Genomic DNA, 19,594 nt, shown 5'->3' with positions numbered 1-19,594 from the left:
TGCTTTCACTGTGCTTGCCGTCACCTGTCCAGGTTGGCACACGCTGGTAAAGGGCGTAGACGGCGACTACCGTAGGCGCCCATGGGAGCACAGAGCTCGTCCGCACAGGGCCGGCCAGCGGACACGCTGGACGGTTTCGGAGTGGCTGTTGTGCGCGAAGACGGCAAGTGGCGTTGCACGTCGATGCGCGCCGCAGCGCTCACCAGTCTTTCCACAGCAGAGACGGAGCTTCGTGAGTTGCGCAGTGCCGGGGCCGTTTTCGGGCTGATCGACGTCGATGACGAGTTCTTCGTGATCATCCGACCAGGCCCGGCCGGCACCCGCCTGCTGCTCTCAGACGCCACGGCCGCGCTGGACTACGACCTTGCCGACGAGGTGCTGGAGGAGATCGACGCCGACATCGACGCTGACGACCTGGAAGACGCCGAACCGTTCGAGGAGGGCGACCTGGGGGTGTTGTCCGACATCGGGCTGCCCGCCGCGGTGCTCAGCGTCATCCTGGACGAGTCCGACCTGAGCGTCGAAGAGCAACTGCACCGGATCGCCGACGAGATGGGCTTCGACGAGCAGCTCACCGCGGCGCTGCCGCAACGCGGGCGGTGACCGGCGCGCCCGCCGATGAGGACCTGATCCGCGCGGCGCTGGTGGCTGCCGGGCAGGCGGGGCCCCGTGACGTGCCCGTGGGCGCGGTGATCGTGGCTCCGGACGGCACCGTGTTGGCGCAGGCGGCCAACGCCCGCGAAGCCCTGGGCGACCCCACCGCCCATGCCGAAGTCTTGGCGATCCGCGCCGCGGCGGCCGTCCTGGGCGACGGTTGGCGACTGACCGGCGCGACGCTGGCCGTCACCCTGGAGCCGTGCACCATGTGCGCCGGCGCCCTGGTGGCCGCGCGGGTGGACCGTCTGGTGTTCGGCGCTTATGAACCCAAGACCGGCGCGGTCGGCTCGCTGTGGGACGTGGTGCGGGATCGGCGCCTCAATCACCGCCCGCAGGTGCGCGGCGGAGTGCTGGCCGCCGAGTGCGCTGCGCCGCTGGAAGAGTTCTTCGCCCGACAGCGATTGGGCTGAGGGGCACTTCGTTGGGTACGCTGTCCCGCGGTGGCGTGTCCGAGCGGCCTAAGGAGCACGCCTCGAAAGCGTGTGTGGGGTAACCCCCCACCGAGGGTTCAAATCCCTCCGCCACCGCCACGTGAGGTTGTCGATCACCCCGGCTTCTGCCGGGGTGATCGCCACCTCGCGACATCTGATCCATCGGCCCGCTGATCAGCGCGGCCGGTCCACCGCATAGGTCCCGGCGTCGTCGGTGAATTCCACCCGTACCTGGCGTTGCGCTCCGTCCACGGTGACCGAGCAGATGAAGCTGGTGCCGTTGCGCACCGTCGGGTTGACTCCGTTGTTGCAGCGGACATTCGTCACGCCCTCGCGTCCGTAGCCGTCAATCGGGTCGGTGAGTACCTGGCGCACCCCGTCCTGGGCTCGCAACACGTCCAGCTCGACGGGGCCAGAACTGCTCACGGCGCCGCGCAGCAGCAACGTCAACAGCACGGCAAGGGCGAGCAGACCGGCGATGGCCGTGGCGATCAGCAGCGCCCGGCTCGGTCGAGATCGGGTAGCCGTGGGTTGTGGAGGGCGCTCGGCGACGGCATTCGGCTGCGGGCGTTCCCGCGGCGCCGCAGGCCGCGGACTCGGCGCTGTGGGCCGGTGTACCCGCGGTGGCGGGGGAGCCTGCGGCGGCGGTGCCGGGGGCCGGTGCGCCTCGAGGTACCAGGGCTGCTCGGGTGGCCGGGGGCGCCGCGCCTGCGGCGGTAGCGGGCCTCGCGGCCGGGACGGCTGCTGCGGCGGCCGCGGTATCGGGTGGGTCCGGCGCTCCGGCGGCCTACGCGGATCTTCGGGATGGCTCATGGCACCTGGCCCCTCACCCGAACCGTTTCAGGCAACCGTCGGCGTCGCCGAGCAACCCGGAGCGAAACGCCAGGATGCGGGTGAAACCCGCGGGCACGGTGTCGTCGTTGGCGTCACTGGCGACGATTCCGTTCATCAGCAGCCCGGTGACCGCTTCGTCCAGATCGCCGCCGGCCAGGGTCAGACCCGGCCCGGACGACAACGTCATGGGCTCGGCCATCCGGCGTTGCGCCACTCCGGTCAGGCAGGCGGTGCGCAGCGCCGCGACCGCGGATTCCAGATCGACCTCGCGTTCCCGCTGCACGGCAAGCGCATACCGCGACGTCACCGCGGACAACCCGGTGTTGTCGCCCTGGGGCAGGCCCAGCGTCGACTGGTCCGTCGGCGCGCTCATCTCCTGCAGCGCAGGCAGGTCGACGACGATGAGGTTGGACTCGGGGCAGTAGGCCACCGGGTCGGGCTGGTGGCCGCTGGGACATTTGCCCGACGTAGACAGCTCCGGTGGGCGCGTCAGACCGAAGATCTGATCCAGCTGTTCCATCAGGGTTGCCAGCACCGCGTCGTCGATCGTGAGATCGCTTTGCGGGGTCTCCGAATCGAACAGCGCGTTCGGCAGGTTGCCCCGACGTTTGGCGATCTCGTCTGTGGTGATCTCGCTGCACATCTCCGCGCCGCCGTCGAAGCCGGTCTGGAAAGCGCTGACCCGGTCCAGTGCCGTGCCGTGCTCGTCGGAGACCGACACCGGATTGTCCGGCGTCGACACCGGATCGCGGATCACGATCAGGCCGGCCAGCACGTGGTTGAGGCCATCGCCGGTGCTCACCTGCACCCGCGGCGAACTCCCGGCGGCGACCCACTGCAGATACACGCCGGCGAAACAGTCCGCCTGCTGTTCGCGGACCAGGGTGCGTGTCAGCGGGTTGACGGTACCGGCCATGTTCTGCAGCGCATGCCCGTATTCGTGGGCCAGCGTCCCGTTGATCGCCATGTCGCCGAAATACTTTCGCGCGGTGGGCAGGAATTTGGCCCGATCCCAGGCCATGGTGTCCAGCCGGCGGCAGTACATGGCGTTGGGCAGGTGGTAGACGTCGCCGCCGCACACCGCCGGGCCGTCGGGATCGGTGGAGTCATAGGACATCAGCGTCGAGACGGGCTGGAAACGTCCACGCAATGCCTGGTCGTAGTGCTGCGTCCAGAAGTCCTCGATGTCGTCGATCGCCAGCAGGGAGAGCCGATCGACCTCACCACCGTCGCTGCCCCGCACGCGGGCGGTGACGGGGCCGACGTCACCGCGGGGGCCGCTGGGGCCCTCGGTGGTGGGCAATCCGCCGACCCGCCCGGGGTCATACAGCATGGATTTCGGGTTACCCGCGACCACGGTGGGCGCGGTGGGCTGCGCGCAGCCCGACAGTGCCAGGATCACGGCGGCTACCCCGAAAAGTGTTCTGGCGGTGCGATGGAATCGGTATCGCGGCATCGTCACCTGCTCAGGTACGCAACGATCCCGTTGGCGACGGCCGCGGCGTACTGCGCTCGCCCGTCGGTGCTCTCGAGAAGTGTCGCGTCCTGCGGGTTGCGCATGTTGCCCAGCTCGACCAGCACAGCCGGATACTCAGCCAGGTTCAACCCGGCCAGATCCGCCCGGCCGTACAGTCCGTCCGCGCCGAGATAACTCGATGGGGGAATACCCGCGGCCACCAGCGAGTCCCGGATGTCACCCGCCAGCGCCAGCGCCGGGCCGGCCTGGGCATCGTTGAGTGCCGGGCTGGAGTAGTTGACGTGGAAGCCGCGGCCTGAGGCCGGTGCGCCGTCGGCGTGGATGGACACGATCGCGTCCGGGTGTGTGGCGTTGGCCGCCGCTGCTCGCGCGTCGATACATGGGCCCACCGAGGTGTCGTCGCCGCGGGAGAGTTCGGTGTGTACGCCCAACTGATCGAGCGCGGCCCGAACCCGGTTGGTCACGTCCCAGGTCAGGGCGTGTTCGGGGTAGCCGTCGTCGGCGGCGGTGCCACTGGTCTGGCAGGGCTTGGTGCCGCCCCGGCCGTTGGGCACTTGCCGGCCGATCGAGGCATCGTTGGCGCCGCTGTGGCCCGGATCCAGAAAGACGGTTTTGCCGGCCACGGCTGGGCCGCCAGGATCTGCGGCGGCTGCGGGCAGCACGGCCCCGGCCGCCAGGAGGAACGCGGCCGAGACGACACCACTCACGGTCCGGCGACGCACCGGGCAAGAGTAGCAAGCGGTCACGGGGTCTTAAGGGGTCTAATGGATCGATGCAGCTGATGTCACCGCTCGATTCGGTCTTCCTGCTGACCGAAACGCGCGAGCACCCCATGCACGTCGGCGGGCTGATGTTGTTGGAGCCGCCAGACGGCGCCGGGCCGGAGTTCGCCGGCGAGATCTACCGGGGACTGTTGGGGGCCAGCGACCTGCAGCCGGACTTCCGGAAACGCCCGGCGAAGTTGCTCGGCGGAATCTCCAGTGTGGGCTGGGCCTTCGACGACGATGTCGATCTCGAATACCACGTGCGGCGCTCGGCGCTGCCGGTGCCGGGGCGGGTGCGTGAACTGCTGGAGCTGACATCGAGGCTGCACGGCAGCCTGCTCGACCGGCACCGCCCGCTGTGGGAGGCCCACGTGGTGGAGGGCCTGGCCGACGGCCGGTTCGCCGTGTACGTCAAGGTCCACCACTCGCTGATCGATGGTGTCTCACTGTTGCGACTGATGCGACGCACCCTGTCGGCCGATCCGCGCGAGCTGGAACTACGCACCCCGTGGTCCGTGCGGCTGTCGTCGCGGCCCCGCACCGAATCTTCCTCCCCATTGGGTGAGCTGACGCAGATGGTCAAAGGCGTTGCCGCCCTGGGGCCGTCGACACTCAAGCTCGCGCGTGCCGCGCTGCTGGAACAGCAACTGACGCTGCCCTTCGAAGCCCCGCGCACCATGCTCAACGTCAAGATCGGAGGTGCGCGCCGGTGCGCGGCGCAGTCTTGGCCGGTGGAGCGGATCATCGCCGTCAAGCGGGCGGCGGGAGTCACCCTCAACGATGTGGTGCTGGCGATGTGCGCAGGAGCGCTGCGGGCCTACCTCGACGAGCAGCACGCCCTGCCGGACCATCCCCTGGTGGCGATGGTCCCGGTGAGCCTGCGCACCGAGGCCGAAGCCGATTCCGGGGGCAACATGGTGGGCGCGATCTTGTGCAATCTGGCCACCGATCTCAAGGACCCGGCGCAGCGGCTGGCGACCATCAGCGAGTCGATGCGCCGTAACAAGAAGGTGTTCAGTGAGTTGCCGCGCACTCAGGCGCTGGCCTTGTCGGCGGCCAATATGGCGCCGTTGGCGCTGGCGGCCATTCCCGGATTCGTCTCGGCGGCCAAGCCGCCGTTCAACATCGTCATCTCCAACGTGCCCGGGCCGGCCGAACCGATGTATTGGCGCGGTGCTCGCCTGGACGGTAACTATCCGATGTCGATCGCGCTGGACGGGCAGGCGTTGAATATGACCGTCGTCAGCAACGCCGGCAACCTCGACTTCGGGCTGGTCGGGTGTCGCCGCTCGGTGCCGCACCTGCAACGACTGCTCGGTCACCTCGACACCGCGCTGGAAGACCTGGAACACGCCGTAGGGATCTAAGGCGTGGCCAAGCACAGCGCGGGACTGCTGCTGTACCGCGCGAGCGCCGACGGTGATGTCGAAGTGCTGATCGTCCACCCCGGTGGGCCGTTCTGGGCGCGCAGGGACGACGGCGCGTGGTCGATTCCCAAGGGGGAGCATCCCGCGGGTGCGGACCCGTGGGACGCCGCGCGACGCGAATTCGTCGAGGAGATCGGCCTAGCGCCGCCCGACGGCGAACGGACCGAGCTCGGCGTGGTGCGGCAGGCCGGCGGCAAACTGGTCACGGTGTTCGCGGTGCGTGGCGAGCTCGACGTCACCGACGCCCGCAGCAATACGTTCGAGCTGGAGTGGCCGCCGCGATCCGGGAAACTGTGCGAGTTTCCCGAGGTCGACCGGGTCGGCTGGTTCCCGTTGGACCGGGCGCGCGTCAAACTGCTGGCGGGCCAGCGTCCCGCCCTGGACTGGTTGACCAGCCACTTGGGGCGTGAGCCCTAGCCACCGGTGGGGGGCGGTGGTGTTCCCTGTTGCTGCTGACGCCGCTGCGCCAAGCTGGACACGATCATCCGGGCCAGCGTGTTCGCTCCGGGCGCCCCGGTAGCCCCGGCTGCCTGCGGGGACCGAACGGCCGGCGCCGCCGGAGCATGCCACTGCGCCAGCGGATGCAGCTCGCCGGCCAGGAACTGTCGCCGGCACTCGCCCCGCTGAATCTTGCCGCTCGAGGTGGTGGGCACCCGCATCGCCGGCACCAGCAATACGGCGTGGGCGTCCAGTCCGTGCTGCTGGCTGACTGCCGCGCGGATGGACTCCATGATTGCCGGATATTCGCTCTCATCGACCGGCTGCCGATAGTCCAGTTCCTGCACGATCACCAGTCGGGCGTCGTCATGCGGTTTGGGTTGCACCGAGAAGACCGCGCCGCGATCAGCCAGCAACGCCGGATGGCTGTCTTGCACCGTCGGCTCGATGTTGTTCGGGAAGTAGTTGCTGTCGCCGATGGTGACGAGGTCCTTCCACCGTCCGGTGACGAATACCTCGCCCTGGCAGAGGAATCCCATGTCGCCGGTGCGCAGGAAGGGGCCTTCGCCGGTGTCCGACAGGAATCCGGCGAAGCTGTGCGCATTCTCTATCGGCCGCGCCCAGTACCCCTGCGCAACGCTGGGCCCGGAAACCCAGATCTCGCCGACCTCGTCCGGTCCCAGGCTGCGCCGGGTCTCCGGATCGGCGATCACGACCCGTTGGCCGTACACCGGTGGGCCGCAGCTGACCACTGCGACGGCGTCGGTGGTGGCGTCGACGTCGACGGTGCGGTTCTCGCTCAGTGCCTTGCTGTCGACGTAGCGAACGCCGGCGACTTCAGGAGTGGGGTCGGCGGCGACCAGCAGGGTGGCCTCGGCCAGGCCGTAGCACGGCAGAAACGCCTCAATGCGGAATCCCGCCGGAGCGAACGCGTCGGCGAACTCCTGAATGGTCGACGCGTGGATCGGCTCGGAACTGCTCGCGGCGGTGGTCCAGTTCGACAGATCCAGTGCCGCCCGCTGTTCGGGGGTGCTCTGTTTGACGCACAACCGGTAGGCGCTGTTGGGCGCCGCGGTCGTGTGGGCGCCAAACCGCGACATGGCTTCCAGCCACGCCATCGGCCGCTGGAAGAAGACGATCGGTGACATCAAGACGGTGGTGCAGCCGACGTAGATCATCTCCAGGACCCCACCGATCAGGCCCATGTCGTGCTGCTGCGGCAGGAAGTAGACGCTCGTCTCCTGCTCGTGGCCGTGGTAGGCCCGCCGGATGGACTCCAAGTTGTGCATGAGGTTGCCGTGCGTCACCACCACACCCTTGGGTGACTTGGTCGACCCGGAGGTGTACTGGATCATCGCGGTGGTGCTCGGGTCGATCTCGGGCGCCTGCCACGCTTCGGGCGTGCCGGCGTGGTCGATGGCGCACCAGCGCAGCGACGTCATGCCGGGCACATCGGCGGCCGCCATCTGAAGTTGGTTTTGGGTGGTGGAGGTCGCGACCGCGAAGGTGGCCTGCGCATCGGGCGCGACCAGCTTCAGACGGGCCAGCGGAGTGTCGACCGGCACCGCGATCGCCCCAGCGTAGAAGCAGCCGAAAATGCTGATGATGCTGTCCAGGCCGGGTCGGCAGATCGCCAGCACGCGTTGCCCGGCAGCGCCTTGGCGCTGCAATTCGTAACCCACTGCCCGGGCCTGGGCGTCGAGTTCCCCATACGTCAGGCTGGCCGTGACGTTGTTGCCGTCGGGGGCGAAGCGGAAGGCGACTTTGTCGCCGTACCGATCGGCTTGTATCCGCAGCAGATCCACCAGGGTATGGGCGTTTGGCATAAACTGCTCGGGCATCCAGACACCATAATCCGTGCGGCCAGCGGTGCTGCTAGGAGCGGGTGTTCTCCCGGTGGCCCTCGCACCACTGCTCCGGTGGCACCTGGGCCTTCACCTCTGCGATGTGGTCACCGCAGCCGTCCCAGGTGGTCTTGCCACAGACCCGACACGGCACGGGGTAGCACATCGGCGGTTCCTTTCAGGCGGGGTGCAACGCAACCGCCAGCGTATCGATGACGGTGCGGATCTTCTCGCTCACCTCGTCGGCGATCGGTACCAATGCCGGATTGTCGACGACCTGGGCCATCAGCCCCGGGTTCATGGCCTCGACCAGCACGGTGCCCGGGTGCTCGGTGTCTTCGCGGATCACCACGTTGCACGGCAGCAGCACTCCGATGCGCTTCTCGGCCGTCACGGCGCGGTGCGCCAGTGGCGGGTTGCAGGCGCCCAGGATCAGGTAGCGCTCCATGTCTTCGCCGAGCTTGGCCTTGAGTGTCGCCTGCATGTCGATCTCGGTCAGCACGCCGAAACCGTTGTCTTTCAGAACGTCCCGGGTCTTTTGTGCAACGGTGTCGAAATCGGCACCGGTCACCGCTGTGCTCATTGCCACCGACATTGCGGCCTCCTTGGTTGTGGTGACGCCAGTGTATCAAACACCCCGGGGGGTATATACCGACACGGTATCGTCGCCTCATGCAAACCCTGCGCACCCCCGATGACCGGTTCGCCGGTCTGCCGGATTTCGCCTATTCGCCGCAGTACTGCGACCTCGACGACGATGACGGCGGAACGCTGCGGGTGGCGTGGGTGCAGGACGGTCCCGAGGATGGGGAACCCATCCTGATGCTGCACGGCGAACCGTCGTGGTCGTATCTCTACCGCAAGATGATGCCGATCCTGGCCGAGGCGGGATACCGGGTGATCTGCCCCGACCTGGTCGGATTCGGTCGCTCCGACAAGCCCACCCGCGCGGAAGACCACACCTATGCACGCCACGTCGAGTGGATGCGCGCGCTGGCATTCGACGCCCTGGACCTGCGCAACGTGACCCTGGTGTGTCAGGACTGGGGCGGTCTGATCGGGTTGCGGATGCTCGCCGAGAACCCGGATCGGTTCGCCGGTGTCGTCGTGGCCAACACCGGCCTGCCAACCGGCGACATCCCCATGCCGGAGATCTGGTGGCGCTTCCGGGAGTCGATCCAGACCGCGCCGACGATCAACGTCGGATGGTTCGTGCAGTCCGGATGCCGCAGGCCGATGAGCGATGAGGTCCGGGCCGGCTACGACGCACCCTTCCCCGATGACAGCTACTGCGTCGGCCCCCGCACCATGCCAACCCTGATCCCGACCACTCCCGAGGACGTCGCCGCGCCCGCCAACCGGGCCGCATGGTCCGCGCTGTGCGCCTCACAGACCCCGATGCTGGTCGCGTTCAGTGACGGCGACCCGATCACCGGGGCCATGGCACCCATCTTCGAGCGTGAGATGGTCGGCGCACACGGCCGGGCTCATCCGGTGATTCACGATGCCGGGCATTTCTTGCAGGAGGATGCCGGCGAGGAACTCGCCCGCCACGTCGTGGAGTTCCTGCGGCGCTGAGCTTCCGGCGCCGGCGGAAGGACAGGCGCCGTCGCCCGCCTTTGCGCGACAACGTCGCCCGGTTGGCCTTGCGAGCCCGAGTTGTCGCTCAGAGGCGGGCAACAGGCATACGGTCTACCGGCCGGGTCTTCAGTGACAGATGTGGCGCCAGCACCCATGATGGACACCATGGATCTGCCCGTGGCGCCGCCGGTAGCCCCGATGCTCGCTAAGGCGGCCACGGCCGTCCCAGCAGCCGCGGAAACGGACCTGTGGTCCTACGAACCCAAATGGGACGGCTTTCGTGCCATCGTGTTTCGCGATGGCGACGACGTGATGCTGCAATCCCGGACCGGTAAGCCGTTGGGCCGCTACTTCCCGGAACTGCTTGATGCGCTGCGCACTGAGGTCGCCCCGCGCTGCGTACTCGACGGGGAAGTGGTGGTGCCCCGCCGGATCGGTGGTCGGACCCGGCTGGACTGGGATTCGCTGAGCCAGCGGATCCACCCCGCGCAGAGCCGGGTGCGGTTGCTGGCCGAACAGACCCCGGCGCAGTTCATTGCGTTCGACGCGTTGGCGACGGGCCAGGAGTCGTTGCTCGACGAGCCGTTCCGGGTCCGACGCGACGCGCTCGCCGACCTGGTCGCCGGTGGCGCCAGCTGCCACGTCACCCGCGCCACGGCGGACCGCGAGCAGGCCGTGCGCTGGCTCACCACCTTCGAAGGGGCCGGGCTGGACGGAGTGATCGCCAAACGCAATGACGGGCCGTATCTGCCCGGCAAGCGAGAGATGGTCAAGGTCAAACATCACCGGGACGCCGACTGTGTGGTGATGGGCTACCGCATCCACAAGAGTGGTGCCGGCATCGGTTCGCTGTTGCTGGGCCTGTATCGCCCCGACGGCGAGCTGGCGATGGTGGGCGGTTCGGCGGCCTTCAGCGACGCCGACCGGCTCGCGCTCTTGGCCGAGCTGGAACCCCTGCGCCTGGGCGAGGTCCGCGACGGCGAAGCGAGCCGGTGGAACTCCGCTGCAGACAAGCAGTGGATCCCGATCCGTCCCGAGCGGGTCGCCGAGGTCGCCTATGACCAGATGGAGGGGGATCGTTTCCGGCATACCGTGAAGCTGCTGCGTTGGCGTCCCGACCGCGACCCGACCAGCTGCACCTTCGATCAGCTCGAGGTGCCGTTGAACTACGACCTCGCCGACGTGCTGGAGGCCTGAGGTGGGCGGCGCAGAGGAATTGGACGTGGACGGCACCGCCGTTCGATTCACAAGTGGCGACAAGGTGTATTTTCCCGCGCTGGGCGCCGGTGGCACCAAGCGGGCGCTGGCCGACTACTACCTGGCGGTGGCGAGCGGACCGCTACTGCACGCGCTGGCCGACAGGCCCAGCCACCTACAGCGATTTCCCGACGGTATCGAGGGTGACGAGGTTTACCAGAAGCGGTTGCCCCGCGGGCATCCGGATTATCTGCAGAGCTGCCAGGTGACGTTTCCGTCCGGGCGTACCGCCGACGTCCTCAAGGTCACCGGACCCGCCGACATCCTGTGGGCGGTGCAGATGAGCACCGTGACATTTCACCCCTGGCCGGTGCGTTGCGGTGACACCGACCACCCCGATGAACTGCGCATCGACCTGGACCCCCAGCCCGGTACCGGCTTCGCGGAGGCTCGCGCGGTCGCCCTGGATGTGCTGCGGCCCCTGCTCGACGAGCTCGGCCTGGTCGGCTACGTCAAGACCTCGGGCGGCCGCGGCGTGCACGTCTACCTGCGGATCAAGACCGACTGGGACTTCATCGAGGTCCGCCGGGCCGGTATCGCCCTAGCCCGGGAGCTGGAGCGACGCGCCCCCGATGCGGTCACAGCCTCGTGGTGGAAGGAAGAACGCGGCGAGCGGATCTTCGTCGACTTCAATCAGAATGCCCGCGACCGCACCATGGCTTCGGCCTATTCGGCGCGGGCGACACCCATCGCCACGGTGTCCACGCCGTTGACGTGGGACGAACTGGCCGACGGCGCCGATCCGGACGACTACACCATCAGCACCGTGCCGGATCTGATCGCACGGCGCGGTGACCCGTGGAGCACCCTCGACGAACACGAGCAATCGTTGGAGCCGCTGTTCGAGCTGGCGGCCGCCGACGAAGCGCGCGGGCTGGGCGACATGCCTTATCCGCCGAACTACCCCAAGATGCCGGGCGAACCCAAGCGGGTGCAGCCCAGCCGGGAGAGATCAGACTGATTCGGCGCGCGGCTCCAGAAGTCCGACGCAGGTGGCGGTGAGCAGCCGGGTCAATGCGGTGGTGAAGTCCAGGTTCCAATCCGGCGGAACCTGAGATTCCACCGCTGCGTTTTCGTAGGCCTCGGTCAGGTCCGCCGGCGGATGGGCGATCTGCCACAGCGGCGCCGCCAGCGAATACGAGGCCAGCAGCAGGTCCAGTGCCCCCTCTTTGCCGAGGCCGGGCAGGGCCCGCTCGATGGCGTCGGCCATGGCCAGCCCCGCCGTGGTGCTCTTCCGCCGGACCTCGACGACAACGTCGGCGTCCACTTCATGCTCGAGGTGCAGGTGCAGGTTGGCCAGCATGTCGCAGAACAGCGGGTCTGCGATCAATCCGCTGGTCAGGGTGGTCGCGACACGTGCCGGCGACATCGGCCCGGGCTCGCTCAATGCCGTGCAGACGGTCGATTCCCAACGTTGCCAGCTCTCGGCGGCCAGCCGGAGCAGCACTTCCTTGTGGGAGCTGAAGTAGCGCCGCACCGCGGAGTGGTGAACCCCGGCCCGGCTGGCGACCGCGGTCAGCGTGACCGAGGCGACCCCGGTCTCGGTGGCCACCGCACGCGCCGCCTCCATCAGTGCTTCGGCCCGCTGACGCTTCTTCTCGTCGCTGCGGGCGCGTTGGAAGGTCGCCGGAGACACAGGGGGAGGATAACGCACACGATGTGCGTTGCGACGGTCCGTGCGCGTGCTGTAGCGTGCGTTTACGCACGTTGACTTGGGTTAGGGTACCCAAAGATGACATGGTGAAGGGGACTCCGATTTTCAAGGTGCTGAGCCGGGTGTGGATACCCCTGGTCATCGTGGTCGTGGTGTGTGTCGCCGCATTCACGGTGACGCGTATCCACGGCCTGTTCGGCTCCGAGAAGCGCCCGTCCTATTCCGACGGCCAGAACGACGAGACCAAGCCGTTCAATCCCAAGCGATTGACCTATGAGATCTTCGGTCCGCCCGGAACAGTGGCCGACATCAGCTATTTCGACGTCAACTCCGAACCGCAGCGAGTTCAGGACGTGACACTGCCGTGGCAGCTCGAGATCGTCACCACGCTGCCCGCCGTGGTGGGAAGCATCATGGCGCAGGGCAACAGCAACAGCATCGGTTGCCGGATCACCGTCGACGGTGAGGTCAAAGCCGAACGGATCTCCAACGAGGTGAACGCCTACACGTTCTGTCTGCTGAAGGCGGCATGAGCCGGCCCCCGCAGCACGGCGCCGGCGACCATCCCCCGCGACCGTTCATCGCACGGACCATCCGCAAGTTCGCGGTGCCCATCATCCTGGCGTGGCTCGCGCTGATCGCCGTGCTGGTCGCCACGGTCCCGCCGCTCGAAGAGGTCGGCAAGCAGAACGCCGTCTCGGCGAGCCCCACCGACGCCCCCTCCATGCAGGCCATGACCGAGATGGGCAAGGTCTTCAAGGAATCGGACTCCGACAGCACCGCGATGATCGTGCTGGAGGCCGATCACGAGCTGGGCGACGCCGAGCACGAGTACTACGCCGAAGTGGTCGGCAAGCTCAAGGCCGACACCGCCCACGTGCAGCACGTCCAGGACTTCTGGGGCGACCCGATGACCGCTGTCGGCGCCCAAAGTGCCGACGGCAGAGCAACGTACGTGCAGTTGAACTTGGTCGGCAATATCGGCCAGGCCGCGGCCAACGAGTCCATCGCAGCGGTTCGCGACATCGTGGACTCGGTCCAGACCCCGCCGGGCCTGACCGTCTACGTCACCGGAACCGCGGCCCTGGCCGCCGACATGAACCACGCCGGCGACAAGTCGATGTTCAGGATGATGGTGGTCACCATTCTGGTGATCCTGACCATGCTGCTGCTCGTCTACCGCTCCGTCGTCACGGTGGCACTGCTGCTGGGCATGGTCTACATCGAACTGAACGCCGCCAGCGGCGTGGTGGCGTTCATGGGACACCACCATTGGGTCGGGTTGACCACGTTTGCGGTGAACCTGCTCGTCTCGCTGGCGATTGCCGCCGGCACCGACTACGCGATCTTCCTGATCGGCCGCTATCACGAGGCGCGGCAAGCCGGCGAAGACCGGGAATCGGCCTACTACACCGCATTCGGAGGTGTCGCGCACGTCATCCTCGGGTCGGGCTTGACCATCGCCGGAGCGGTCTTCTGCCTGCACTTCACCCGGATGCCCTACTTCGTCACCCTCGGTATCCCGTGTGCGGTGGGCATGCTCGTCTCGGTCACCGCGGCGCTGACGCTGGGCCCGGCGGTCATCACCGTCGGCAGCCGGTTCGGCCTGTTCGACCCCAAGCGCGCCACCAGCACCCGCGGGTGGCGGCGGGTGGCTACGGTGATCGTGCGCTGGCCCGGGCCGGTTCTGGTTGCCTCGCTGGCGATCGCTGCCGTCGGGTTGCTGGCCCTGCCGGGCTATCAGCAGGCCTACGACGACCGGAAGTACATCCCCACCGATATCCCCGCCAATGAGGGCTTTGCCGCGGCCGACCGGCACTTCTCGCAGTCTCGGATGATGCCCGAGGTACTGCTGATCGAGTCCGACCACGATCTGCGCAACCCGTCGGACTTCCTGATCATCGACAAGCTGGCCAAATCGGTGTTCAAGGTCGTCGGGATATCCCGTGTCCAGGCGATCACCCGCCCGCAGGGCACCCCCCTGGAGCACACCTCGATCCCGTTCCAGATCAGCATGCAGAACGCCGGCCAGCTACAGACCATGCAGTTCCAGAAGAAGCGCATGGACGACATGCTGACTCAGGCCGAGGCGATGGAGCAGACCATCGCCACCATGCGCCAGATGTACGGCTACATGAGCCAGATGACGGGCATCACCCACGAGATGGTCCTCGACATGGACGACCTGCAGCAGCAGATCTACGACATCCGGGACCACATCGCCGATTTCGAGGACTTCTGGCGGCCGATCCGCAACTACTTCTACTGGGAACCGCACTGCTACGACATCCCGATCTGCTTCTCGCTGCGCTCGGCGTTCGACATGGTCGACAGTGTGGACCCGATGAGTCAGAGCATGGACAAGATGATCGCGCACATGGGCGACATGGACGCACTACTGCCGCAGATGCTGACCACCTTCCCGCCCATGATCGACACCATGGAGACCATGCGGACCATGATGCTGACGATGCACAGCACCATGTCCGGCATCTTCGACCAAATGGACGAGATGAGCGACAACGCCACGGCCATGGGCAAGGCGTTCGACGAGTCCAAGAACGACGACTCGTTCTACCTGCCGCCAGAGGTGTTCGAGAACCCGGACTTCAAACGCGCGATGAACATGTTCATCTCGCCGGACGGCAAGGCCGTCCGCATGATGATCTCGCACCGCGGCAATCCGGCTACCGCCGAAGGCATTTCGCACATCGACAAGATCCGCACCGCAGCCGAGGAAGCCCTGAAGGGCACGCCGCTCGAAGACGCCAAGATCTACCTGGGCGGGACCGCATCGCTGTTCAAGGACATGCACGACGGCTCCAACTATGACCTGCTGATCGCCGGAATCGCTTCGCTGTGCCTGATTTTCATCATCATGCTGCTGATCACCCGGGCCCTGATCGCGGCCCTGGTGATCGTCGGAACCGTGGCACTGTCGCTGGGGGCATCTTTCGGTCTGTCGGTGTTGTTCTGGCAGTACCTCATCGGCATCCAGTTGCACTGGCTGGTGCTGGTGATGTCGGTGATCATCCTGCTGGCGGTGGGATCCGACTACAACCTGCTGCTGGTCGCCCGATTCAAGGAAGAGATCCACGCCGGCCTGCATACCGGCATCATCCGGGCGATGGGCGGCACCGGGAAGGTGGTGACCTCTGCGGGCCTGGTGTTCGCCCTCACCATGACCTCGATGGCGGTCAGTGACCTACGGATCATCGGGCAGATCGGTACCACGATCGGCCTGGGCCTGCTGTTCGACACGTTGATCGTTCGGTCGTTCATGACGCCGTCCATCGCGGCCCTGCTGGGGCGCTGGTTCTGGTGGCCGATCAACGTGTTGCCGCACGTGGGCGGGAAGGCCGCCCGGCACCGCGAGGCCGCCGCCGTAGCGCGCGGTGGGGACGCTGAGGACACCCAGGAGCTGGCCCACAGGCATTAGCCGGCTGTGAGCGATTCCATGGTCGGCGGACCGAAAAACAATTAGGTAGCATGACTAAAGTTATGTAGCATTGCGAAGTGAGTTCGGCGGGCTGGTTGTGCCATCTATCGCCGCTTTCGTCTCACCCGCTACACCCGGCTCAGCCGTCTCACCGGCGGGTTTGGCGTCGAGATAACTGACACAGTGAAAGGACCGGGGGAATGGCTACAGTGGATTCCATGCGTACGCACCGCCCGTTTCTGCGGGGCATCGTCGTGGCCGCTGCAGCCGCAAGCGCAGCTATGGCCGCCGTGTTGCTGCCCGCCGCCGCCTCCGCTGACGCGACCGACGATTTCCCGATCCCGCGGCGAGTGATTCACACCGACTGCAGTGCCGAGCAGATGCTGGCCGCCAGCCGCGACCTGTCGCCGATCTACTACGAGCGCTACATGATCGACATGCACAACAAGCCGGTGCAGGTGCAGCAGGCTGCCATCGACAAGATGCACTGGTTCTTCTCGCTCAGCCCCGAGCAGCGTCGGGCCTACTCCGAGGAGTTGGCGACCAACTTCGCCGACCCGCTGACGGTGTCGTGGCCCAACCACGCGAAGATCTTCTTCAACAACAAGGGCGTCGTCGCCAAGTCGACCGAGGCCTGCAGTCAGTACCCCCGCGACGACATGTCGGTGTGGGACTGGGCCCCCAAGCCCTAACGGGAGACCGATGAGCGGATCCAAGGGTCGCATCATGCAGCTTCTGGTCGGCGCTGTTGCGGCCGGCGGTCTGCTCCTGGTGGCGCCGGGATCACCTGCGCAGGCCCAGCCCGCGGGGTTTCCCAACTTCGACGACTTCGCCGCTGTCCCGGTGGACAACTACATCTCGACGGGCCCCAAGGGGCCGGGGCGATGGGTGAACTTCTCCACGCCTTACAACGTCGCCTGTCAATTCGACGCCATAGCGCCGCCGGCGGGAACGACGCAGGCCATCATGTGTGACGGTGACATGCCCGGATTGGCCAATGCGCCGCTCGGCTCGGGCGCCCCGGTGCCCGGTGGCTGTGTGATCGGGACCGTACGCTCCCAGGGCGCGGCGGGTCTACGGCTGAACCGCGAATCGACCGATTGCGGGCGCCAATTCTCCAACGGTGCGTTCTTGGGCGTCGGGCAGAAACTGGCCTATGGCAACGTCACCTGCGCGGTGGGCAGCGACCAGCTCGTCGCCTGCCTGGACACCTCGCTGGGGCAGCACGGATTCGTGCTGAGCCCCTCGGGCAGCACCGCGTTCTGAGGTACTCCCGGGCGCTACGGACTGACGGTGAACGTAGTCGTGTAGGTCCGCGGGTGGTAGGGCGGCGGTGGGGAATCCGGCCCGACCGGCCAGTCCTGCGGTGTCGGCCAGGTGCTGACGCGCATCGTGACCTGCTCCTGCCCATTGGGAAGAGTCTCGACGTTGACGATGCTCGGTCCGTACGGCACGGCCGGCTGATTGCCGGGACTTGGAATGAACCCCGGGCCGGTGAGCTCCTGTGCGGGCGCTTGCAGCAAGCCCTGGGGGCTGCCCGCGGCAACGCCCACGATCTGGCCGCCGTCGCTCGCGCTGGTCATCAGATACCCGCCCTGGGGCAGCGAGACAATCTGATTCTCCCGGTCGCCGGGACCCAGATTGGTGAACGTCCCGACCTCGTGCAGGCTGTTCATCCAGGCGTGGGGTGGATCCCCGGCGGCGACCGGGGCCGACTGCCAGAGGGCGCGCTGACCGTCCTGGCCGGCGTTGCCGACGATCACCATCGTTGCTGACGCGGGGTCGTAGACGCCGCTGGCCTGGGAGATGCCTACCTTGGTGTCGGCGCCCAGCGGGGTGCCCAGCAGCGGCCCCAGATCACTAGCCGGATCGGCCAGATCCTGAACTCGTGATTCCGCTGCGATGTAGTTGTCCGGTGAGGTGCCCGGCCCGTAGGGACGCACGCTGTAGAACGCATAGTGCTGTCCTTCGGGGCCGACGGCGGTGCCGGTCGGCAGCGCCCGGAAACCGTCATCGACAGGAAACGGGTTGTCCATGTCGGGTTGTCCGGGGATCCGCAGACGGGGGTGGCCGGTTTCGGGGTCGCCGGTGATGACGATGCCGGTGCCCGGGATCGTCGCGCCCAGGTCATAGGGCGAGCCGTCCTGCTTCTCCGGCATCGGGGGGCTGCCCACGCCGTTGATGGTGGGATCGTGCGGCTGCTGGCCGTCAGCGAGAATCGTGTTGTCCACCAGCCGAATATGCGGGTCCCCGCCCTCGCCGCCACCCAGTCTGTAGTGGTTGGTCAGGGCCTGCGCCAGGTGGGCACGGCGCTCGTCGTCGTCGGACGCGGCGGAGACCACTTGGCGGATCTCGCGGGTCTTGGCGGTCAGGAATCGCTGGAACTGACGCGAACCCGCGGGGGTGTCCAGGCCCGGCCAGGTGGCGGCCGATTCGCGGATCTCGGCTTCGATGGCATTGAGGCGCTGCCGGGAACTGGCGTTGGTGCGCACGACCTGCTGCAGCATCGTCAGGAACTCTTTGTCGGCTGCCACTGATGCGGCCAGGCGGTTCGCGAGCGCGTCTTCACGGGCCCGCGCAGCATCGGCGAACCTACCGAGGTTCTCGGCCATAGCGCCAGGGTAGTCGGCCGGATCAGGCCTACTGGGTCTTTCGCGCCCGGCGCTTCCCCGACGGGCGCAGTGCGCCGCCGTCAGCAGTCGCAGGCTCGGGAGTCTCGTCCCCGGTCGACTCGACGATCTCGGTGGCTTCCGATTCGGCGTCTTCGGTGTCGGACTCAGCTTCCGTGTCGGACTCGTCCTCGGCGTCGGTCTCGTCCTCGGCGTCGGTCTCGGCAGTATCCGGGGCCGCCTCGTCGCCGGACTTCTTGCCCCGGCGCCGCCCCTGTTTGGGCTGCTTCTCGGCCTTGGGTTTGATCGGTTTGGGCGGCGGCGGCGGCATTTCGGCGACGACCGCCAGGTAGAACGCGCCGATCCCCAACAGGGCGATCGCGGCCGCGGCGCCGTAGATCCCGAACAGCCACGTTCCGAAGCTGTCCAGCGACAACCAGATCTCACTGATTGCGGTGCCGGCGATCAGCGCTCCGGCCACCAGGTGCGCCACGATCGAGCCGGACCGCAGGGACAGCGCCAGCTGCGGGGTGCCGTACTCGGGCTTGCGGGCCTGCTTCAACACGGCTGCCACCGGCAGGGCCATCGCCCCCACCAGCAACCCGAGTCCGACACGCATCACCGTCCCCAGCACGTGCGGGGTGAAGCCGGTCAGCTCCCACCATCGCGGCAGGACGAAGAGGAAATACAGCAGGGTGGCGAGGGTCGCGAGAGACGCGTGCCAAACCGTGGCGACGGTACGACTCACGCCACCTCCCATGCTCGTCAGCTAGTGATTCAGGTGCGACCGGACCATGATCCTTCAGTCCGGCCGCACCTGAATCGGGTGCGGAGGATAGGGGATTTGAACCCCTGAGGGCTATTAACCCAACCCGCGTTCCAGGCGAGCGCCATAGGCCACTAGGCGAATCCTCCGTCGGCAATGGTAGCTGAGTCCATCGCGGGCTTCGCGCGCCGCTCGTCCTGCCCGGCTTCGAGCACCCCGCCGGACTGCCCGACTCCTGCGCCGTCTGCTTGGCCGACCGCATCGTCGCCGCGCGGGCATTCACCGCTAGACTCGTCTGCGGACCCCGCGCGGCGTCCATCCTGTGAACTCCCCCAGGGCCGGAAGGCAGCAAGGGTCAATGGGCTCTGGCGGGTGCGCGGGGTCCCCTCATATGTCGGGCCTTCGACGCTGAAAGG

General features: G+C 67.3%; 20 protein-coding genes, 2 tRNA genes and 1 other RNA gene. 13 read left to right on the top strand and 10 right to left on the bottom strand.

What is annotated here, in order from left to right:
• Positions 1-81 precede the first annotated feature (81 nt).
• The 3 genes from G6N09_RS07305 to G6N09_RS07295 all read left to right on the top strand — a co-directional run bounded on the left by G6N09_RS07305 (position 82) and on the right by G6N09_RS07295 (position 1,187).
• A complete protein-coding gene (locus G6N09_RS07305) occupies positions 82-603 on the top strand; it encodes a tRNA adenosine deaminase-associated protein (protein WP_083025394.1) in 522 nt (173 codons plus the stop codon).
• Positions 600-1,067 carry a nucleoside deaminase gene (locus G6N09_RS07300; protein ID WP_083025396.1) on the top strand — a complete coding sequence of 156 codons (468 nt, stop codon included), beginning with the start codon at positions 600-602 and terminating at the stop codon, positions 1,065-1,067. Before G6N09_RS07305 ends, G6N09_RS07300 begins: the two co-directional genes overlap by 4 nt.
• A 29-nt stretch (positions 1,068-1,096) precedes the next feature.
• Positions 1,097-1,187, top strand: a tRNA-Ser gene (locus G6N09_RS07295).
• 75 nt (positions 1,188-1,262) lie between these two features.
• On the opposite strand, the gene G6N09_RS19660 is transcribed toward G6N09_RS07295, so the two are convergent.
• The 3 genes from G6N09_RS19660 to G6N09_RS07280 are packed head-to-tail and all read right to left on the bottom strand — an operon-like array spanning position 1,263 to position 4,121.
• On the bottom strand, positions 1,263-1,901 hold the full coding sequence (locus tag G6N09_RS19660; protein ID WP_197745911.1) for a DUF4333 domain-containing protein: 639 nt from the start codon (positions 1,899-1,901) through the stop codon (positions 1,263-1,265).
• A 13-nt stretch (positions 1,902-1,914) separates the two neighbouring features.
• The gene (locus G6N09_RS07285) at positions 1,915-3,378 is read right to left on the bottom strand and encodes a neutral zinc metallopeptidase (protein WP_083025399.1); all 1,464 of its coding nucleotides are present in this window, start codon (positions 3,376-3,378) and stop codon (positions 1,915-1,917) included.
• A gap of 2 nt (positions 3,379-3,380) precedes the next feature.
• The gene (locus G6N09_RS07280; protein ID WP_083025401.1) at positions 3,381-4,121 is read right to left on the bottom strand and encodes an Rv3717 family N-acetylmuramoyl-L-alanine amidase; all 741 of its coding nucleotides are present in this window, start codon (positions 4,119-4,121) and stop codon (positions 3,381-3,383) included.
• Positions 4,122-4,171: 50 nt separating this feature from the next.
• Between G6N09_RS07280 and G6N09_RS07275 the strand changes: the two genes are divergently transcribed.
• Positions 4,172-5,530 (top strand): WS/DGAT/MGAT family O-acyltransferase, encoded by a 1,359-nt coding sequence (locus G6N09_RS07275; RefSeq protein ID WP_083025404.1) that lies wholly within the window; start codon positions 4,172-4,174, stop codon positions 5,528-5,530.
• Positions 5,531-5,533: 3 nt separating this feature from the next.
• A complete protein-coding gene (locus G6N09_RS07270) occupies positions 5,534-6,007 on the top strand; it encodes an NUDIX hydrolase (protein ID WP_083025405.1) in 474 nt (157 codons plus the stop codon).
• Here the strand turns inward: G6N09_RS07270 and G6N09_RS07265 are convergent.
• The 3 genes from G6N09_RS07265 to G6N09_RS07260 are packed head-to-tail and all read right to left on the bottom strand — an operon-like array spanning position 6,004 to position 8,467.
• Positions 6,004-7,869, bottom strand: a complete 1,866-nt coding sequence (locus tag G6N09_RS07265) for a fatty acyl-AMP ligase (RefSeq protein ID WP_234806993.1) — start codon at positions 7,867-7,869, stop codon at positions 6,004-6,006. The genes G6N09_RS07270 and G6N09_RS07265 overlap by 4 nt on opposite strands.
• A 34-nt stretch (positions 7,870-7,903) precedes the next feature.
• Positions 7,904-8,038 (bottom strand): DUF8730 family Cys-rich protein, encoded by a 135-nt coding sequence (locus tag G6N09_RS20260; protein WP_264073433.1) that lies wholly within the window; start codon positions 8,036-8,038, stop codon positions 7,904-7,906.
• Between the two features lie 12 nt (positions 8,039-8,050).
• Positions 8,051-8,467 carry a DUF302 domain-containing protein gene (locus G6N09_RS07260; protein ID WP_083025406.1) on the bottom strand — a complete coding sequence of 139 codons (417 nt, stop codon included), beginning with the start codon at positions 8,465-8,467 and terminating at the stop codon, positions 8,051-8,053.
• Positions 8,468-8,544: 77 nt separating this feature from the next.
• On the opposite strand from G6N09_RS07260, the gene G6N09_RS07255 reads away from it, so the two are divergent.
• The 3 genes from G6N09_RS07255 to G6N09_RS07245 all read left to right on the top strand — a co-directional run bounded on the left by G6N09_RS07255 (position 8,545) and on the right by G6N09_RS07245 (position 11,671).
• Positions 8,545-9,450 (top strand): haloalkane dehalogenase, encoded by a 906-nt coding sequence (locus G6N09_RS07255; protein WP_083025407.1) that lies wholly within the window; start codon positions 8,545-8,547, stop codon positions 9,448-9,450.
• 159 nt (positions 9,451-9,609) lie between these two features.
• Positions 9,610-10,650, top strand: a complete 1,041-nt coding sequence (locus tag G6N09_RS07250; protein ID WP_083025599.1) for an ATP-dependent DNA ligase — start codon at positions 9,610-9,612, stop codon at positions 10,648-10,650.
• A 1-nt stretch (position 10,651) separates the two neighbouring features.
• Positions 10,652-11,671, top strand: coding sequence for a DNA polymerase domain-containing protein (locus G6N09_RS07245; RefSeq protein WP_083025408.1), 1,020 nt, complete (start codon positions 10,652-10,654; stop codon positions 11,669-11,671).
• Here G6N09_RS07245 and G6N09_RS07240 read toward each other — a convergent pair.
• The gene (locus tag G6N09_RS07240) at positions 11,663-12,346 is read right to left on the bottom strand and encodes a TetR/AcrR family transcriptional regulator (protein WP_083025409.1); all 684 of its coding nucleotides are present in this window, start codon (positions 12,344-12,346) and stop codon (positions 11,663-11,665) included. The genes G6N09_RS07245 and G6N09_RS07240 overlap by 9 nt on opposite strands.
• A 101-nt stretch (positions 12,347-12,447) precedes the next feature.
• On the opposite strand from G6N09_RS07240, the gene G6N09_RS07235 reads away from it, so the two are divergent.
• The 4 genes from G6N09_RS07235 to G6N09_RS07220 all read left to right on the top strand — a co-directional run bounded on the left by G6N09_RS07235 (position 12,448) and on the right by G6N09_RS07220 (position 17,069).
• Positions 12,448-12,897, top strand: a complete 450-nt coding sequence (locus G6N09_RS07235; RefSeq protein ID WP_234806994.1) for an MmpS family transport accessory protein — start codon at positions 12,448-12,450, stop codon at positions 12,895-12,897.
• On the top strand, positions 12,894-15,803 hold the full coding sequence (locus G6N09_RS07230) for an MMPL/RND family transporter (protein ID WP_083025413.1): 2,910 nt from the start codon (positions 12,894-12,896) through the stop codon (positions 15,801-15,803). Before G6N09_RS07235 ends, G6N09_RS07230 begins: the two co-directional genes overlap by 4 nt.
• 218 nt (positions 15,804-16,021) lie before the next feature.
• Positions 16,022-16,495 carry a DUF5078 domain-containing protein gene (locus G6N09_RS07225; RefSeq protein ID WP_407662674.1) on the top strand — a complete coding sequence of 158 codons (474 nt, stop codon included), beginning with the start codon at positions 16,022-16,024 and terminating at the stop codon, positions 16,493-16,495.
• Between the two features lie 10 nt (positions 16,496-16,505).
• Positions 16,506-17,069, top strand: coding sequence for a hypothetical protein (locus G6N09_RS07220; RefSeq protein WP_083025418.1), 564 nt, complete (start codon positions 16,506-16,508; stop codon positions 17,067-17,069).
• Positions 17,070-17,083: 14 nt separating this feature from the next.
• Here the strand turns inward: G6N09_RS07220 and G6N09_RS07215 are convergent, their stop codons facing one another.
• The 3 genes from G6N09_RS07215 to G6N09_RS07205 form a co-directional block, all read right to left on the bottom strand.
• Positions 17,084-18,415, bottom strand: a complete 1,332-nt coding sequence (locus G6N09_RS07215; RefSeq protein ID WP_083025421.1) for a DUF4226 domain-containing protein — start codon at positions 18,413-18,415, stop codon at positions 17,084-17,086.
• 28 nt (positions 18,416-18,443) lie between these two features.
• A complete protein-coding gene (locus G6N09_RS07210; protein WP_083025604.1) occupies positions 18,444-19,160 on the bottom strand; it encodes a lipid uptake coordinator LucA in 717 nt (238 codons plus the stop codon).
• Positions 19,161-19,241: 81 nt separating this feature from the next.
• Positions 19,242-19,327: transfer RNA gene (locus G6N09_RS07205), tRNA-Ser, on the bottom strand.
• 147 nt (positions 19,328-19,474) lie between these two features.
• Between G6N09_RS07205 and ffs the strand changes: the two genes are divergently transcribed.
• An RNA gene (gene ffs, locus G6N09_RS07200) (signal recognition particle sRNA small type) lies at positions 19,475-19,569 on the top strand.
• Positions 19,570-19,594: the final 25 nt, after the last annotated feature.

It is taken from the genome of Mycolicibacter minnesotensis (assembly GCF_010731755.1).
Taxonomy (GTDB): Bacteria; Actinomycetota; Actinomycetes; order Mycobacteriales; family Mycobacteriaceae; genus Mycobacterium; species Mycobacterium minnesotense.
Note: the sequence above shows the minus strand (reverse complement) of the source record. Positions and strands in the feature narration are given on the sequence as shown.

Bases quoted from the DNA above. Each gene is read 5' to 3' on its own strand.
- G6N09_RS07305 (WP_083025394.1), top strand. From the start codon at position 82: ATGGGAGCACAGAGCTCGTCCGCACAGGGCCGGCCAGCGGACACGCTG.
- G6N09_RS19660 (WP_197745911.1), bottom strand. From the start codon at position 1,901: ATGAGCCATCCCGAAGATCCGCGTAGGCCGCCGGAGCGCCGGACCCAC.
- G6N09_RS07285 (WP_083025399.1), bottom strand. From the start codon at position 3,378: ATGCCGCGATACCGATTCCATCGCACCGCCAGAACACTTTTCGGGGTA.
- G6N09_RS07275 (WP_083025404.1), top strand. From the start codon at position 4,172: ATGCAGCTGATGTCACCGCTCGATTCGGTCTTCCTGCTGACCGAAACG.
- G6N09_RS07265 (WP_234806993.1), bottom strand. From the start codon at position 7,869: ATGCCCGAGCAGTTTATGCCAAACGCCCATACCCTGGTGGATCTGCTG.
- G6N09_RS20260 (WP_264073433.1), bottom strand. From the start codon at position 8,038: ATGTGCTACCCCGTGCCGTGTCGGGTCTGTGGCAAGACCACCTGGGAC.
- G6N09_RS07260 (WP_083025406.1), bottom strand. From the start codon at position 8,467: ATGTCGGTGGCAATGAGCACAGCGGTGACCGGTGCCGATTTCGACACC.
- G6N09_RS07255 (WP_083025407.1), top strand. From the start codon at position 8,545: ATGCAAACCCTGCGCACCCCCGATGACCGGTTCGCCGGTCTGCCGGAT.
- G6N09_RS07250 (WP_083025599.1), top strand. From the start codon at position 9,610: ATGGACACCATGGATCTGCCCGTGGCGCCGCCGGTAGCCCCGATGCTC.
- G6N09_RS07235 (WP_234806994.1), top strand. From the start codon at position 12,448: ATGGTGAAGGGGACTCCGATTTTCAAGGTGCTGAGCCGGGTGTGGATA.
- G6N09_RS07230 (WP_083025413.1), top strand. From the start codon at position 12,894: ATGAGCCGGCCCCCGCAGCACGGCGCCGGCGACCATCCCCCGCGACCG.
- G6N09_RS07225 (WP_407662674.1), top strand. From the start codon at position 16,022: ATGCGTACGCACCGCCCGTTTCTGCGGGGCATCGTCGTGGCCGCTGCA.
- G6N09_RS07220 (WP_083025418.1), top strand. From the start codon at position 16,506: ATGAGCGGATCCAAGGGTCGCATCATGCAGCTTCTGGTCGGCGCTGTT.
- G6N09_RS07215 (WP_083025421.1), bottom strand. From the start codon at position 18,415: ATGGCCGAGAACCTCGGTAGGTTCGCCGATGCTGCGCGGGCCCGTGAA.